This window comes from Mesorhizobium sp. ES1-1 (assembly GCF_020164785.1).
GTDB lineage: Bacteria > Pseudomonadota > Alphaproteobacteria > Rhizobiales > Rhizobiaceae > Mesorhizobium.
Window position 1 is genome coordinate 58,243 of record NZ_JAIUGX010000014.1, and the last position, 13,487, is coordinate 71,729.

Here is a 13,487-nt window from a genome sequence, read left to right on the forward strand (position 1 = left end):
AACTCCTTGGCGAACAACGCCCCAGTATGGATTCACTGCACGATCAAGTCGAGATCATGGCGGGAGAGCGGCTTCGGCTGCGTTTCGGTGGTCAGGTAGGTTCGGCCAAGCGTCATCGCCGCTTCTGTTTCGGAGTCCATGATGATCATGTGCGCGAACAGCGTCATGTTGGGAGCGATCGGCTCCGGGTTGCCCTGGTAGAACATCGGCATGTCCATCCAGGACGGCGTAAAGCGGGCGCCGACCGAATAGCCGCAGGCGTTCAGACGGTGCTTGGTCAGGCCGTGCGTCTCCAAGGTGCGGGCGTGGGCATCGAAGACGTCGCCAAAACTGTTGCCGGGCGTCATCGCCTTCTCGACGGCCAGCAACGCGGCGCGTGCGGCGTCGAACAGGTCCTGATGGCGCTTCGACACTTTGCCGGTCAGCACCGTGCGCATCATCGGCGCGTGATAGTGGTGGAAGACGCCGGCCCATTCGAGCGTCAGCTGGTCGTTCTTGTTGAGCTTGCGGCGGCCGGCCTTGTAGCGGCAGAGCAGAGCGTCGACGCCGGAGCCGATGATGAACTCGTTGGCCGGATAGTCGCCGCCGCCGGCGAAGATCGCACCCTGCATCGCCGCCAGGATCAGCGCCTCGTCGCCGCCCTGCCTGATCAGCGGCAAGGCTGCGTCCAGCGCGTCGTCGGAGAGATTGGCGGCTTTCTCGGCCTTGGCTATCTCGGCGGGACTTTTGAACAGTCGAAGCCGGCCGACAATGCCGGACGCATCGGCTATCTGGCCGAAGGTCTGCAACTGTTCGTCCAGCCGGCGGCCATTATAGGCAGTCAGGCCGTGCGTATCATATTCGACGCCGATGCGGGCGCCGAGCAGGTCGAGATCGTTGAGCAGATTGCGCAGATCGACGGCCGGGTTGGCGCCGTTGCGGTCGGTCCACAGGACGATGTTGTCGATGATCGAGGTGTGGCGCGCCTGGCGCAGATCGGCCGAACGGGTCAAAAGCACCATCGAGCCGTCGGCCTTCATCACCAGGCACTGGAAGAAGCAAAAGCCGAACGTGTCGTAGCCGGTCAGCCAGTACATGCTTTCCTGCGCGAACAGAAGGATGGCATCCAGCTTCTTTTCGGCCATCTCGATCATCAGCCGGTCGCGCCGAGCGTCGAATTCCGATCGTTCAAAATGCAGAGCCATTATTCCGTCTCCAAAACGATTGCCGAAACCTGCCGGCCGTAATCAGGCTCCTTGCGGTGCGTGGCGCGCCGGTAGGAGTAGAACAGATCTTCCTCGGCATAGGTGCAGCGGCCAAGTCCCTCGGCCGTGACACCGGCCTTGGCCAGCCGGTCCACCGTGTAGAGGTTGAGATCGAACATGGCATGGCTCGGCTTGGCGGAGGCTGCGAAATAGCGGTTGTTTCCAGCATCGGCCTCGACGAAGCGGGCGACGAATTCGGGGCCGACCTCATAGTTTTGCGGGCCGATCGACGGGCCGAGCACGGCAATGATGTTTTCGCGCCGCGCACCCAGGCTTTCCATCGCGGCAATGGTGTTTTCGAGCACGCCGGTGAAGGCGCCCTTCCAGCCGGCATGGGCGGCGCCGATGACGCGCGCCTGGCTGTCGGCGAACAGGACCGGTCCGCAGTCGGCCGTGGAGGCGCCGACGGCGATGCCGGGCCGGTCGGTGACGATGGCGTCGGCTTTGGGCCGCTCGCCGGCAAAGGGCTCGTGGGCGACGATGACGTCGGGCGAGTGAATCTGCCAGGCCGTCAGAAGGTGGCTGGCCGGCACGCCCATCCAGGTAGCGACGCGGGCGCGATTCTCGGCCACCAGCGCCTGATTGTCATTAGAACCGCTGCCGATGTTGAGGCTACGGTAGATGCCTTCGGAGATGCCGCCGGTTCGGGTGAAATAGCCGTGGCGGATGCCTTGGGCCCTGGCCTTGTCCAGCAAGGGCGACCGAACGGGATCCGGCTTGGTCTGATTCAGCATGCGGGGGTTGTCGTCCGTGTGAGGGGTTTCGTCAAGACAAAGCGGCGCGTGGTAAAAGGAGGCAAGCTCGGTCCAGACGGACGGTTCGATCCGTCCTTTCCAGCCCGGAGATTGGGAGGGGCACGAGCGAAAAGTCAATCCGCCGTCGTAAACGTCCGAACGGCCATGCCCCGCGGCACAACCGCCAGCACCTTGAACAACTCGCCCATGGCTTGCGGTCCGGCGAGACGTTCGACCTCGCCGGCGAGTCGTTCGCGGGTCGCCTGGTCGGCATCGGCGCCAAGCCGGCCGGCGCGCTCGAGAATGCCCATGCCGAGCAGGAAGTCGCCCTGCGTCGAGAGATGGGCGTCCAGGCCGTGCGCGCGAACGATCGCTGCAAGGCCGGCAAAGTCGACATGGGCGGTGACGTCGGCCTCGCCGGGATTGGCCAGCACATCTTCGTGCCCGTGCCTGCGCAAGGCTTGCAGCGTGTCGCCGATACCGGGCTGAAGATGGCCATAGTCCAGGAACAGGCCCGCGCCGCCATGGCTTTCGATGCGTTGCGCGATCGCAGCCATCAGAGCCGCCCGGGCTGGCGCTACCTCGACCACCGCACCTTGCGGCGCTTCGGCCGCATCGACGGGCAGCAGCGTCGGGTCGATCGATCCGGCGCCGGCGAAGAAGCGAAGCTCGCGCGTATCGTCGAGGCCGACCATGCGCTCGCGCCATCCGGCGCCGGCGCGGATGAACTGGCGGATCGGCACGGCGTCGAACAATTCGTTGCCGACAAGGAAAAGCGGCTGTGGCGGCAGCGTGTCGATGGTCTCGTGCAAGCCAACAGCGAACGGTGTTGCGGCGAGCGTCTGTCTCTGGATTTCGGCCAAACGCGGGCTGGTTTCGATCATGGCGAAGGCGGCGCCGTTTGCCAGTCCCGGATCGAGCCGCGACAGAGTGCGCAGCATGTCCTTCATCAGGGTGCCCCGGCCGGGGCCGATCTCGGCGACGGTCACCGGCATCGGCCGGCCGGCCGCCAGCCAGGCCTGGTAAATCCAGACGCCGACCAGTTCGCCGAACATCTGGCTGATTTCCGGCGCGGTTATGAAATCGCCGGCCGTGCCGAAGGGCTCGCGTGTCGTGTAGTAGCCATGCTCTGGGTCGAACAGGCAGAGCGCCATGTATTCGTTGATCGGGATCGGCCCCAGGGCTTCAATCAGCCCGACAATGCGGGTCTTCAGATGTGTCATGCGGGACGCGGCTGCGGGACCGGCCTGGCGGTGGCCATCGCCCAGATGCCGGCCAGAACCATGGGCGTCGACAGGACCATGCCCATGGTCAGCCAGCCGGTGCCGAGTAGGTAGCCGAGTTGCTGGTCCGGCTCGCGGAAGAACTCGACGAAGATGCGCGACAGCCCGTAGCCACAGATGAACGCGCCACCAACGAAGCGCGGCGTCTTCAGCTTGAGCCTCGAATGGGTGAGGATGCGCAGCACCAGGAACAGCACGATGCCTTCGAGGAAGGCCTCGTAAAGCTGGCTCGGATGCCGCGGATCCAGCCCGGCTGGACAGTCCCCCATTGCCTGCCTGATGCGGTCGTTGCAGAAGACAACGCCCCAGGAAACGTCCGTCACGCGGCCCCAGAGCTCCGCATTGATGAAATTGGCGACGCGCACCAGGCCAAGGCCGACCGGCACGCCGGCGGCCACGACATCGAACAGCGACCAGGTGCGGATGCCCCGCTTGAGGGAAAACAGCGTCATGGCAAGGATGACGCCGAGCAGGCCGCCATGGAACGACATGCCGCCCTGCCAGACTGCCAAGATGTCGAGCGGGTGGGCGAGGTAGCGCGCCAGATCATAGAACAGGACATAGCCAGTGCGACCGCCAAGGACGACGCCGATGGCGGCCCAGACAATGAAATCATCGAGGTCCTCGGGCTTCATCGGCGCAACGCCGCCTGGCCACAATGTCGCATTGGCGGCGAGCCGCTTGGCGTACCACCAGGCAAACAGGATGCCGACGATGTAGCCGACGCCGTACCAGTGCACCGCCAGCGGCCCGATCTGGACCAGGATCGGGTTGATGTTGGGAAAGCCCAGGGAGGCCAGCGGCAGCAGCAAATAGTCGTTCAACGGGGACTCTCGGGTTACGAAGCGCCTTCGGGCGCGGACCATGCGGCAGGGTTTTGACGTGGTCAAGGCGCGGTGGCTGTCCGTTAGGTGTTGGACAGCACCGGCGTTGCGGGCCAGCCTATTGAGGCGAGCTCAATCCTTGGCGGCCACCACTCGGCGCAACGCGTCGTTGATCCTGTCCTGCCAACCAGGACCGTCTTCCTGGAAATGGTCCAGCACGGCGCGGTCGATCCTGATCGAGACAAGCTCGCGCACGTTCGGCGCGGATGAGGGTTCGCGGAGCGGGGCCAGTGGTTTCTTGGCCGGCTTGAAGGCAGCTTCTGCTGCTGCCATCGGATCTGTCGGTCGGCGCGGCGGCGTTGCCATTGGCGAATCCTGACTGAAGTGCTTGCGAGAGACCAGATGTCGAAACGATAGGCGATCGGTGCCATCGAGTACAGTTAGAGACAGTCTGCGCACATCGTCCAATGATGCGCCATAGCAACGCAGATGCGGGCCGAGCCCTCAACGTTCTTGCATTCCGCGCACGGCGCCACTACGTCATTTCAAGCAAGCGAGGATTTGCCATGTCGACCGGACCGAACCGCATTCTCGATGAATTCGCCAAGCTGATGACCGACGCGGCCGGGGCCGCGCAGGGCGTTCGCCGCGAGGTGGAGACCGCGTTCAAGGGACAGGCCGAGCGGATCCTCAACACGATGGACGTGGTGCAGCGCGAGGAGTTCGAGGCCGCGCGCGAGATGGCCGCCAAGGCACGCGACGAGAATGGCCGGCTTGCTGCCCGCATCGACGCGCTGGAAGCGAAGATCGCCTACCTTACCGGCAACGGCACGCCGGACGCGACGGCAACGCCCGGCGCAAAAAAATAATTATTAAACTTTTCCACAAAGCCCGATCCTGAAAAGCGCTTTGCCGTGAATCGCTTAACGGCGACGCACGAATCTTTGTGACAGCGGTTTCCACATGCGAATGACGCAGTGCGAAGAAATGGGCTGTTCACGCGACTCCCGATCAATAGACTGAATTTGTTGCATGATTCGGAGCAGGGTCATGCGACCGGGCGGTGGGTCCGGTCTAGGGTCTTGTGTCGAGAAGTCCTGGCCGTCCGAGTTCAAGACAAGATTGTTCGTTGTGTGTGCCCTCCCGCGGAGCGTGTGGCGGCGCTCCTTAGAACACAGGAAGCATTCCATGGAACTTCTCGAACTCGAAATGTCCCGCGAAATTCATCCGGTGGATGTCATCGAGCAGGTCGCGCACAACAATGACTGGTCCTTCGAGCGGGCCGGGGATGACGAGATATCGATCTCGGTCGCCGGAAGCTGGACCGACTACCATGTCTCCTTCTCGTGGATGGAGGATTTCGAGGCCCTGCATCTAGCCTGCGCCTTCGACATCAAGGTGCCGGAGGCCCGCGCCCTGGAGGTGATGCGGCTCCTGTCGCTGATCAACGAGCAGATGCTGTTCGGCCATTTCGACCTTTGGGAGCAGGAAGGCGCGATCATGTTCCGCCAGTCGCTGCTGTTGGCAGGCGGGGTCGAGCCTTCGAGCCAGCAGGTCGAGGTGCTGCTGTCGTCGGCGCTCGAAGCCTGTGAATGCTATTTCCAGGCTTTCCAGTTCGTCGTCTGGTCGGGAACGTCGGCCAAGGACGCGCTGGCCGGGGTGCTGTTCGAGACCCACGGCAACGCCTGAGCAGGAGGACGGATGAGTTCGAGCGCCGAGCGCAAGCCCGAGATCAGTTTTGCCGACTTCGATCGTGTCGACATCCGCGCCGGCACGATCGTCGAAGCCGAACCCTTTCCACAGGCGCGCAAGCCGGCATTCAAGCTGAAGATCGATTTCGGGCCCGGCATCGGCATCAAGAAATCGTCCGCGCAGATCACCAAATACTATGCGCCGGAGACTTTGATCGGTCGGCAGGTATTCGCGGTGGTCAATTTTCCGCCCCGCCAGATCGGGCCGTTCATGTCTGAAGTGCTGACGCTCGGTTTCCCCGACGAGGAGGGCGCCGTGGTGTTGGGCGCGATCGAGCGCAGGGTGCCGGACGGCGGCAGGCTTTTTTAGCCGGGGCAGCGACAGCTACGCCGGACCTGACGTTACGCCGCCAGCTTGCGGGTCTTGCCGAGCGCTTCGTCGACCGCGTCCAGGAACATCTCGGCGCATGCCTTCCAGCTGTAGCGCATGGCGCGCTCGCGCGCCTGCGCGCGGTCGATGCCGAGAGCGGCGAGCGACGCCTCACGCAGGTCGTTGGACACCGCGCCGCCGACGCCGTCACCCACAATGTCGATCGGACCCGTCACCGGATAGCCGGCGACAGGCGTGCCGCTGGCCAGCGCCTCGATGATGACGTTGCCGAAAGTGTCGGTGCGGCTGGGGAAGACGAAGACATCGGCCGAGGCATAGATCTCGGCCAGTTCATCATTGGACCGGTGGCCAAGGAAATGCGCCTCAGGGTATCTCGCCTTCAGCTTGGCGAGTTCCGGTCCCTCGCCGACAATCACTTTGATGCCGGGCAGGTCGAGGTCGAGGAAGGCGGACAGGTTCTTCTCGATGGCAACGCGGCCGACGCACAGGAAGATCGGACTTGGCAGGCCGAGGTCCTTCTTCTTCTCGGGCCGGAAATGCTCGGTATCGACGCCACGCGTCCAGGGCCTCAGCTTGTTGAAGCCACGCGCGGAAAGGTCGTCGGCGAGCGATTGGGTGGAGACCAGCGTGCCCTGGCCGGAATTGTGGAAATCGCGCAGCCAGCGATAGGTCCAGCTTTCCGGCACGGGCAGCCGGGCGCTGAGATATTCGGGGAACCGCGTGTGGTAGCTGGTGGTGAAGGGCCGGCCGGCATTGCGGCAATAGCGCCGCGCCATGACGCCAAGCGGGCCTTCCGTGACGATGTGGATGTGGTCGGCGTTGCCGGCCTCGATGAGCCGCGCGACGTTCCCGGGCGTGGTCAGCGCCAGCCTTATATCGGGGTAGGTCGGCAAGGGCAGCGTTCGAAACATATTGGGCGTCAGGTAATCCACCGCGATGTCGAAGGATTTCAGCGTTTCGGTGAGACGCTCCAGCGTGTGGACGACGCCATTGACCTGGGGGCGCCAGGCGTCGGTGACCATCAGGATGCGCATGGCGGCCTTCTGCCAGAACGGTCTGGGGTGGTGTTGAGGCGATGCCGGAACGGCGACCAGCTTGCGGCTTTCGCTTCGCTCCAGCGCACCCGGGCGGGCCAGGGGTCGAAGTGAGGCGGCAGGGCCGAATCGATTGTTGTCGCGCGCTTCATGCGCGCTCTTCACCATGGTTTCATGACGGGCGGATGAAGCCTCGGCTCAGTCAAGGCGGCTTGCGTCAGGCCGGGACCTTGATCACCGCCCGCAGGCCGCCGAGCGGACTGTCACCGAGCGTGATGTCGCCGCCATGGCTGCGGGCGATGTCGCGGGCAATCGACAGGCCGAGGCCTGTGCCGCTGGCATCGAGGTTGCGGGCCTCATCGAGACGCACGAAGGGTTTGAACACGTCTTCTCTGCGGTCGGCCGGAATGCCCGGACCGTCATCGTCGATGGTGACCAGAAGCGAGCCGCGACCGTGCGTGGCGTTGACCTCGATCGTCTTGGCATAGCGGAAGGCGTTGCCGATGACGTTGGACATCAGCCGGGCAAAAGCGTTCGGCCTGACATGCACGTCGCGGTCCCCGGAGAGCGTCGTCGACAGCTTGCGCTTGCGCAGCCTGGCTTCCTCGCCGAGCTTCTGGAAATAGACCTCGAGGTCGAAGCGCCCCGCATCTTCCGAGGCCTCGCCGCGAGCGAAGGCGAGATAGCCCTCCAGCATCGACTGCATGTCATCGATGTCCTGGTCCATCGCCGCCTTGGTCTCGGCCTTGCCGCCGGTCAGCGCCAGCTGCAGCTTGAAGCGGGTGAGGATGGTCCTGAGGTCATGGCTGACGCCGGTCAGCATGGCGGTCCGCTGGTCGATCTGGCGCTCGATGCGCTCGCGCATCTGGATGAAGGCAAAACCTGCGCGGCGGACTTCCTCTGCCCCGCGCGGCCGGAAATCGCGTGGCATCGGCCGGCCCTTGCCGAAGCTTTCTGCGGCCTCGGCCAATGTCAGGATCGGCCGGATCTGGTTGCGCAGGAAGGGGATGGCGATCATCAGCAGCACCAGCGATGTGCCGACCATCCAGATCAGGAAGATGTGGGTGTTCGAGGCATAGGCCTGACTGCGGCGCACGAAGACGCGCAGCACCTTGTTCTCAAGCTGGACGCGCACCTCCACCATGTTGGAATTGCCGACCGTGTCGATCCAGAACGGCCGGTTTATCTGCCTCGTGATCTCCGACGACAGGGCCTCGTCGAGAATGGAGAAGAAGGGCTTTGGCCCTGGCGGCGGCAGCGGGTCGGGCGGCAACAGGTCGATCTTCAGCTGCACGCGGTCCTGCGCGATGCGGATGATGTTGGCGTAGTCGGCGTCGTGCGGATAGGTCTCGATCAGGTCGATGATGGCCGCGATGTCGCTTACGGTGGCTTGCGACAGCCGCTGCGTGACGGTCGCCCAATGACGTTCCATGAAGACGAAGGCGACGACCGATTGCAGCATGATCATCGGCGCGATGACGATGATCAGCGAGCGGGCATAGAGCCGCTTCGGCATGTATAGGGAAACCAGACGCCAGAACCGGTTCCAGGCGCGCGGCACCGCCCTCAGCGCCCGCGTGGCGCGTGCGCTCAGGCCGTCATTGCCCTGCTGTTGCAGTTCCGTCGTCGCCATTCGCTCTTTTCGTCACACCGAGGCCATTCCGTCGGCCCGGGCGGCATTCTATTCCACGCTCAACCTATAGCCAATTCCGCGCACCGTCTGCAGCCAGACAGGGTTGGACGGATCGCGCTCGATCTTGCGCCGCAACCTGTTGATCTGCACGTCGATGGTGCGTTCGCCGACTTCCGAATCATCGCCGACAAGTTCGTGGCGCGGGATCGTCTCGCCCGCACGCGCGGCGAAGATGGCCAGGATCTCCTGCTCGCGATCGGTCAGCTTGAGCGTCTCGCCGCCGCGCTTCAACTCGCGCCGCGCGATCTGGAAAGTGTAGGGCCCGAAGACCAGCTGCTCGACCTTCGGCGTGGTCGCCGGGCCACCGCGGCGCAGGATGTTGTTGATGCGCAGGATCAGTTCGCGCGGGTCGAACGGTTTGGGCAGATAGTCGTCGGCGCCGGCCTCAAGCCCGTTGATGCGGCTGTCGGTCTCCGAGAGCGCCGTCAGCATCAGGATCGGCACGTTCTTTTCGGCGCGCAGCGACTTCGTCAGGTCGACGCCGGTTTCGCCCGGCATCATGACGTCGAGCACCAGAAGGTCGAAATCGAGGCCGGAGAGCTTGCGCCTGGCTTCATCGGCATTGCCGGCAACGGTGACGCGAAAGCCATTCTCGGTCAGATATTGCTTGAGCAGATTGCGGATACGGGTGTCGTCGTCGACAACGAGCAGATGCGGCGCGTCGTCGTCCGGCGCGGCAGCCTGGTCGATCCTGTCAGTGCTCTCCATGGTTTTTCCCCGACATTTTTGCCGATCCGACGTCGATCTGCGCCCTCAGTTCCGGATTGACCATTGCCTCCAGGAAGCGTTCCACCAAGGTTCGTTCGGCTGCTCCGGCATCTTCCAATGCAGCATGGATGCGGCGTGACTGTGGCCGCGCCAGCGCCAGCGCCAGCGCACGGCCCTTGGCTGTCGGATAGAGCTCACGCTGGCGGCGATCGCGCGGGCCTTGCAATTGCACGACATGGTCGGTGTCGATCAACTGCTTGAGAACGCGTGCAAGGCTCTGCTTGGTGATCTTCAACACGTCGAGCAGTTCGGCAACGGTCAATCCCGGCCGGCGATTGACGAAATGCAAGACCCGATGGTGCGCGCGACCAAAACCATAGTCGGCCAAGATCTGATCCGGATCGGAGGTAAAGTCGCGATAGGCGAAGAAGAACAGTTCGATGATGGCGAAGTCGATCCCGTCTTCGACGGACATCGCCGTCCTGATCGGTTTCCCGGCTGCGTGGCGTGAATCCGTCATCATGTCTCCGTGAAAGAGGGATATTATGTCAGTACTATTGACGTAATTTTCCCGCAATGGTAATTTTTGACAAGCTTTTGGGCCGATTGCGAACGAAAAGGCAAGGGGAGCCGGGCTTTCCGGAACTTCCTGAGTTTGCCACAACCTTGCTGTCGTCCTACGCTCGGGCGGCGGCAGGTCTCAAAACCGGCGGATTGTCCGTCCAGAAACAAGCAACGCATATGATGTACGGGCAGCGGCCCGCGGGAGGTACCATGGCATCCGTTCCCTTCGACCAACTGGACGGCTTCATCTGGATGAATGGCGAGTTCGTCCAGTGGGGCGAGGCCAAGATCCATGTGCTGACTCACGGCCTGCACTATGCCAGCGCGGTGTTCGAGGGTGAACGTGCTTATGGTGGCGAGATATTCAAGCTCAACGAGCACACCGAACGTCTGCATGAATCGGCGCGCCTGCTCGGCTTCACGATTCCCTACTCCGTGGCCGAACTCAACGACGCGTCCAGCACGCTTTTGAAGAAGCAGGGATTCCAGGACGCCTATGTCAGGCCGATCGCCTGGCGCGGCAGCGAACAGATGGGTATTTCGGCGCAGAACAACCGCATCAATTGCGCCATCGCCATCTGGCAGTGGCCGAGCTATTTCGACCCGGCGCAGAAACTGAAAGGCATCCGGCTGGACATGGCGGAATGGCGCCGGCCCGACCCGCGCACCGCGCCTTCGAAGTCCAAGGCCGCCGGCCTCTACATGATCTGCACCATGTCCAAGCATGCCGCCGAAGCCAAGGGCTATGCCGACGCGATGATGCTCGACTGGCGTGGCCAGGTGGCGGAAGCGACAGGGGCCAACATCTTCTTCGTCAAGGAGGGCAAGATCCATACGCCCAAGCCCGACTGTTTCCTCGACGGCATCACGCGCCGCACGGTTATCGGCCTTGCCCGGGATCGCGGCCTGGAGGTGATCGAACGCGCCATTATGCCGGAAGAACTGGAAGGTTTCGAACAGTGCTTCCTCACCGGAACGGCTGCGGAAGTAACGCCGGTTTCAGAGATCGGACCGTACCGTTTCGAGGTTGGTGACATCGCCAAGAACCTGATGAACGACTATTCCGCAGCCGTTCAGCCCAAGCACGCGATCGCGGCGGAATAACAAAGCCAAGTCTTTTCAAGCAGACAGGGGCGGTTTTGGCGCCCCCCTTTCTAGCTGCGTGTTCGCGTATTTGACTTTCCTCCAATTCGGCGTCTGATGATGCTGTCGGTCCAAGAGGCCGGCATCAGGGAGGGACAGATACTATGGACATGAATACGCTTGTTGCGATCATCGTACAGGTCATCGCGGGCATCATCGGCGGCCAGGCGGTCGGCGCCGCTCTCAAGCAGGCGGCTCTGGGTCAGTTGCCCAGGATCCTGGGCGGCGCCATCGGCGGCGTGGGCGGCGCGGCCATCCTGGGAAGCCTGCTTGGCGGTACGGTCGACCCGGCGGCGGCGGCGAGCGGCCTGGGCAGTGCATTGAACCTCAACAACATTGTCGGCGGCGCCGGCGGCGGCGCCATCCTGACGGGCATTCTTGGCGCTGTCCTGGGCGGCATGAAAAGATAGGCCCGACAGTCTCGGGTTTTTTCGAATGGGCGGCTTCGGCCGCCCATTTTCGTTGTCGGGACACTGTTTCTGTGTCGGCACAGCAGGCTGTGCGGCATTCGAGGAGTGGACGCGGTTCTCCTGCGTCTCTACATCTCGGCCCAGACAGCGAAAGGCAAATCATGGGTCAGCTCAATGCCGGCATCGTGCCGGTCACACCGTTCCAGCAGAACTGCACCATCCTGTTCGACATGGACGACAAGCGCGGGGTGGTCGTCGATCCTGGCGGCGATATCGACAAGGTGCTGGCGGCACTGAAGGACAATGCCATCGTCGCCGAGGCGATCTGGATCACCCACGGTCATATCGATCATGCCGGCGGCGCTATGGAGCTGAAGGAAGCGCTCGGCGTCGACATCATCGGCCCGCATGAAGCCGACCGGCAATTGCTCGACAATCTGGAAAACCAAGGCCGGCGCTATGGCATCGACGGCGCGCGTAACTGCGTGCCCGACCGGTTCCTTACCGAGGGCGAGACCGTGTCGTTCGGCGCCCATGTGTTCGAGGTATTGCATTGCCCCGGCCATGCGCCGGGCCATGTCGTCTACTATAACAGGGCGGCCAAGTTCGCCCATGTCGGCGACGTGCTGTTTCGCGGCTCGGTCGGCCGCACCGACCTGCCGGGCGGCGATCATGCGGCGTTGATCGCTTCGATCAAGGACAAGCTCTTGCCGCTCGGCGACGACATCGGCTTCATCTGCGGTCACGGTCCGGGTGGGCGCTTCGGCGAGGAGCGCAGGACCAACCCGTTTCTGGTGTAGGGCGAGCTCGCGCTCGAACAAAAGCGCTGGCCTCCGCGGCCAGCGCTCTTTGGTGGGCAGGGAGCCTCAATTGGCGGTGCAGAAATGCTGTTCGCCGTCATTGCCGGTGAAGGTGCCGGTGCGGGCATTGAAGGTGCGGTAGCGGTCCGAACAATATTCATACCAGCCCCGCGTCCAGGGTTCGGCGTAGCCTTCACGGTAGACGACCCGTGGCTGCGAATAATATCTGGGCTCCGCATAGTAGTGGCGCACCGGAGCCGGACGCGGCCTGACGTCGCGATCGTAGTAGCCGTCATCATAGTCATCGGGCGGCGGCTGCTGGTTGTTCAATGCGCCAACGATCAGCGCGCCGGCCGCGAGCCCGAGCACGCCCGCCGCAACGGCATCGCCATGGCTACCACCGCCGTGGCGGTGATGGTGCCAGCGGCCCCAATCATCGGCGTTGGCTGCGGGCAGGGTTGCGAGGGTGGTGACGAGCACGGCGGAGGACAGTACCGCGGCTTTGAAAATTCGGTTCATCTTGGTCTCCTTGTACCGGCCCGGGCAGTTTCGGGGATGGACCGGCCTTAGCCAAGATTGATAGGCAACGATGGCTGAACGGGGGCTGAACGGATCTCAACGCTCCGGCTCAAGCCAAATGAGGACGATCGCAGGCTCACGATGGGGCCGAAATGGCCGCCGAGGCAAGGTATGAGCCCGGATCAGCCGACCGAAAGGTTGACAGCCTTGGGTCCCTTGCCACGCTTGTCCGGCTCGGTGTCGAAGGAGACTTTTTGCCCATCCTCGAGGCCGGGAAGACCCGACGCCTGCACAGCGGAAATATGGACGAAAACATCCTTCGCGCCATCATCCGGCGTGATGAAGCCGAAGCCCTTGGCATGGTTGAAGAATTTAACGGTGCCGGTCTGCGGCATGGGAAGCTCCTTTGATCCCATAAAGTCCAGTCTCGGGCCGGCAAATGCCCGATG

Annotated in this window: 17 protein-coding genes; 6 read left to right on the forward strand and 11 right to left on the reverse strand. The window is 63.3% G+C overall.

Annotated elements, in window-relative coordinates; genetic code table 11:
• Positions 1-32 precede the first annotated feature (32 nt).
• The 5 genes from LB513_RS22105 to LB513_RS22125 form a co-directional block, all read right to left on the reverse strand.
• Positions 33-1,184: a M24 family metallopeptidase gene (locus LB513_RS22105; protein WP_224665656.1), complete on the reverse strand. Its 1,152-nt coding sequence runs from the start codon at positions 1,182-1,184 to the stop codon at positions 33-35.
• Complete coding sequence (pgeF, locus tag LB513_RS22110; RefSeq protein WP_224665657.1) at positions 1,184-1,978, reverse strand: peptidoglycan editing factor PgeF; 795 nt, start codon at positions 1,976-1,978, stop codon at positions 1,184-1,186. Before pgeF ends, LB513_RS22105 begins: the two co-directional genes overlap by 1 nt.
• Before the next feature lie 134 nt (positions 1,979-2,112).
• Positions 2,113-3,201 carry a class I SAM-dependent methyltransferase gene (locus LB513_RS22115; RefSeq protein WP_224665658.1) on the reverse strand — a complete coding sequence of 363 codons (1,089 nt, stop codon included), beginning with the start codon at positions 3,199-3,201 and terminating at the stop codon, positions 2,113-2,115.
• Positions 3,198-4,085, reverse strand: coding sequence for a prolipoprotein diacylglyceryl transferase (gene lgt / locus LB513_RS22120; protein ID WP_224665659.1), 888 nt, complete (start codon positions 4,083-4,085; stop codon positions 3,198-3,200). The genes LB513_RS22115 and lgt overlap by 4 nt, the downstream gene beginning before the upstream one ends.
• A 132-nt stretch (positions 4,086-4,217) precedes the next feature.
• On the reverse strand, positions 4,218-4,451 hold the full coding sequence (locus tag LB513_RS22125) for a BrnA antitoxin family protein (RefSeq protein WP_224665660.1): 234 nt from the start codon (positions 4,449-4,451) through the stop codon (positions 4,218-4,220).
• A 200-nt stretch (positions 4,452-4,651) separates the two neighbouring features.
• On the opposite strand from LB513_RS22125, the gene LB513_RS22130 reads away from it, so the two are divergent.
• From LB513_RS22130 to LB513_RS22140, 3 genes are all read left to right on the forward strand, one after another.
• Positions 4,652-4,954, forward strand: a complete 303-nt coding sequence (locus tag LB513_RS22130) for an accessory factor UbiK family protein (RefSeq protein ID WP_224665661.1) — start codon at positions 4,652-4,654, stop codon at positions 4,952-4,954.
• A 319-nt stretch (positions 4,955-5,273) separates the two neighbouring features.
• A complete protein-coding gene (locus LB513_RS22135; RefSeq protein WP_224665662.1) occupies positions 5,274-5,774 on the forward strand; it encodes a YbjN domain-containing protein in 501 nt (166 codons plus the stop codon).
• Positions 5,775-5,786: 12 nt separating this feature from the next.
• The gene (locus LB513_RS22140; protein ID WP_224665663.1) at positions 5,787-6,146 is read left to right on the forward strand and encodes a tRNA-binding protein; all 360 of its coding nucleotides are present in this window, start codon (positions 5,787-5,789) and stop codon (positions 6,144-6,146) included.
• A gap of 32 nt (positions 6,147-6,178) precedes the next feature.
• Here LB513_RS22140 and LB513_RS22145 read toward each other — a convergent pair whose 3' ends face one another.
• The 4 genes from LB513_RS22145 to LB513_RS22160 form a co-directional block, all read right to left on the reverse strand.
• Entirely contained in the window at positions 6,179-7,201 is a 1,023-nt protein-coding gene (locus tag LB513_RS22145) for a glycosyltransferase family 4 protein (RefSeq protein WP_224665732.1), read from the reverse strand.
• Positions 7,202-7,418: 217 nt separating this feature from the next.
• Positions 7,419-8,834 (reverse strand): ATP-binding protein, encoded by a 1,416-nt coding sequence (locus tag LB513_RS22150; RefSeq protein WP_224665664.1) that lies wholly within the window; start codon positions 8,832-8,834, stop codon positions 7,419-7,421.
• Between the two features lie 48 nt (positions 8,835-8,882).
• Positions 8,883-9,602, reverse strand: a complete 720-nt coding sequence (locus tag LB513_RS22155) for a response regulator (protein WP_224665665.1) — start codon at positions 9,600-9,602, stop codon at positions 8,883-8,885.
• Positions 9,589-10,122, reverse strand: a complete 534-nt coding sequence (locus tag LB513_RS22160) for a MarR family winged helix-turn-helix transcriptional regulator (RefSeq protein ID WP_224665666.1) — start codon at positions 10,120-10,122, stop codon at positions 9,589-9,591. Before LB513_RS22160 ends, LB513_RS22155 begins: the two co-directional genes overlap by 14 nt.
• Positions 10,123-10,376: 254 nt before the next feature.
• Between LB513_RS22160 and LB513_RS22165 the strand changes: the two genes are divergently transcribed.
• From LB513_RS22165 to LB513_RS22175, 3 genes are all read left to right on the forward strand, one after another.
• Complete coding sequence (locus tag LB513_RS22165; protein ID WP_224665667.1) at positions 10,377-11,270, forward strand: branched-chain amino acid aminotransferase; 894 nt, start codon at positions 10,377-10,379, stop codon at positions 11,268-11,270.
• Between the two features lie 143 nt (positions 11,271-11,413).
• Positions 11,414-11,719 carry a hypothetical protein gene (locus tag LB513_RS22170; RefSeq protein WP_224665668.1) on the forward strand — a complete coding sequence of 102 codons (306 nt, stop codon included), beginning with the start codon at positions 11,414-11,416 and terminating at the stop codon, positions 11,717-11,719.
• A gap of 161 nt (positions 11,720-11,880) precedes the next feature.
• A complete protein-coding gene (locus LB513_RS22175) occupies positions 11,881-12,519 on the forward strand; it encodes an MBL fold metallo-hydrolase (protein WP_224665669.1) in 639 nt (212 codons plus the stop codon).
• Between the two features lie 66 nt (positions 12,520-12,585).
• On the opposite strand, the gene LB513_RS22180 is transcribed toward LB513_RS22175, so the two are convergent.
• A complete protein-coding gene (locus tag LB513_RS22180; protein WP_224665670.1) occupies positions 12,586-13,038 on the reverse strand; it encodes a BA14K family protein in 453 nt (150 codons plus the stop codon).
• Positions 13,039-13,220: 182 nt separating this feature from the next.
• Positions 13,221-13,433 carry a cold-shock protein gene (locus LB513_RS22185; protein WP_013530020.1) on the reverse strand — a complete coding sequence of 71 codons (213 nt, stop codon included), beginning with the start codon at positions 13,431-13,433 and terminating at the stop codon, positions 13,221-13,223.
• Positions 13,434-13,487 lie beyond the last annotated feature (54 nt).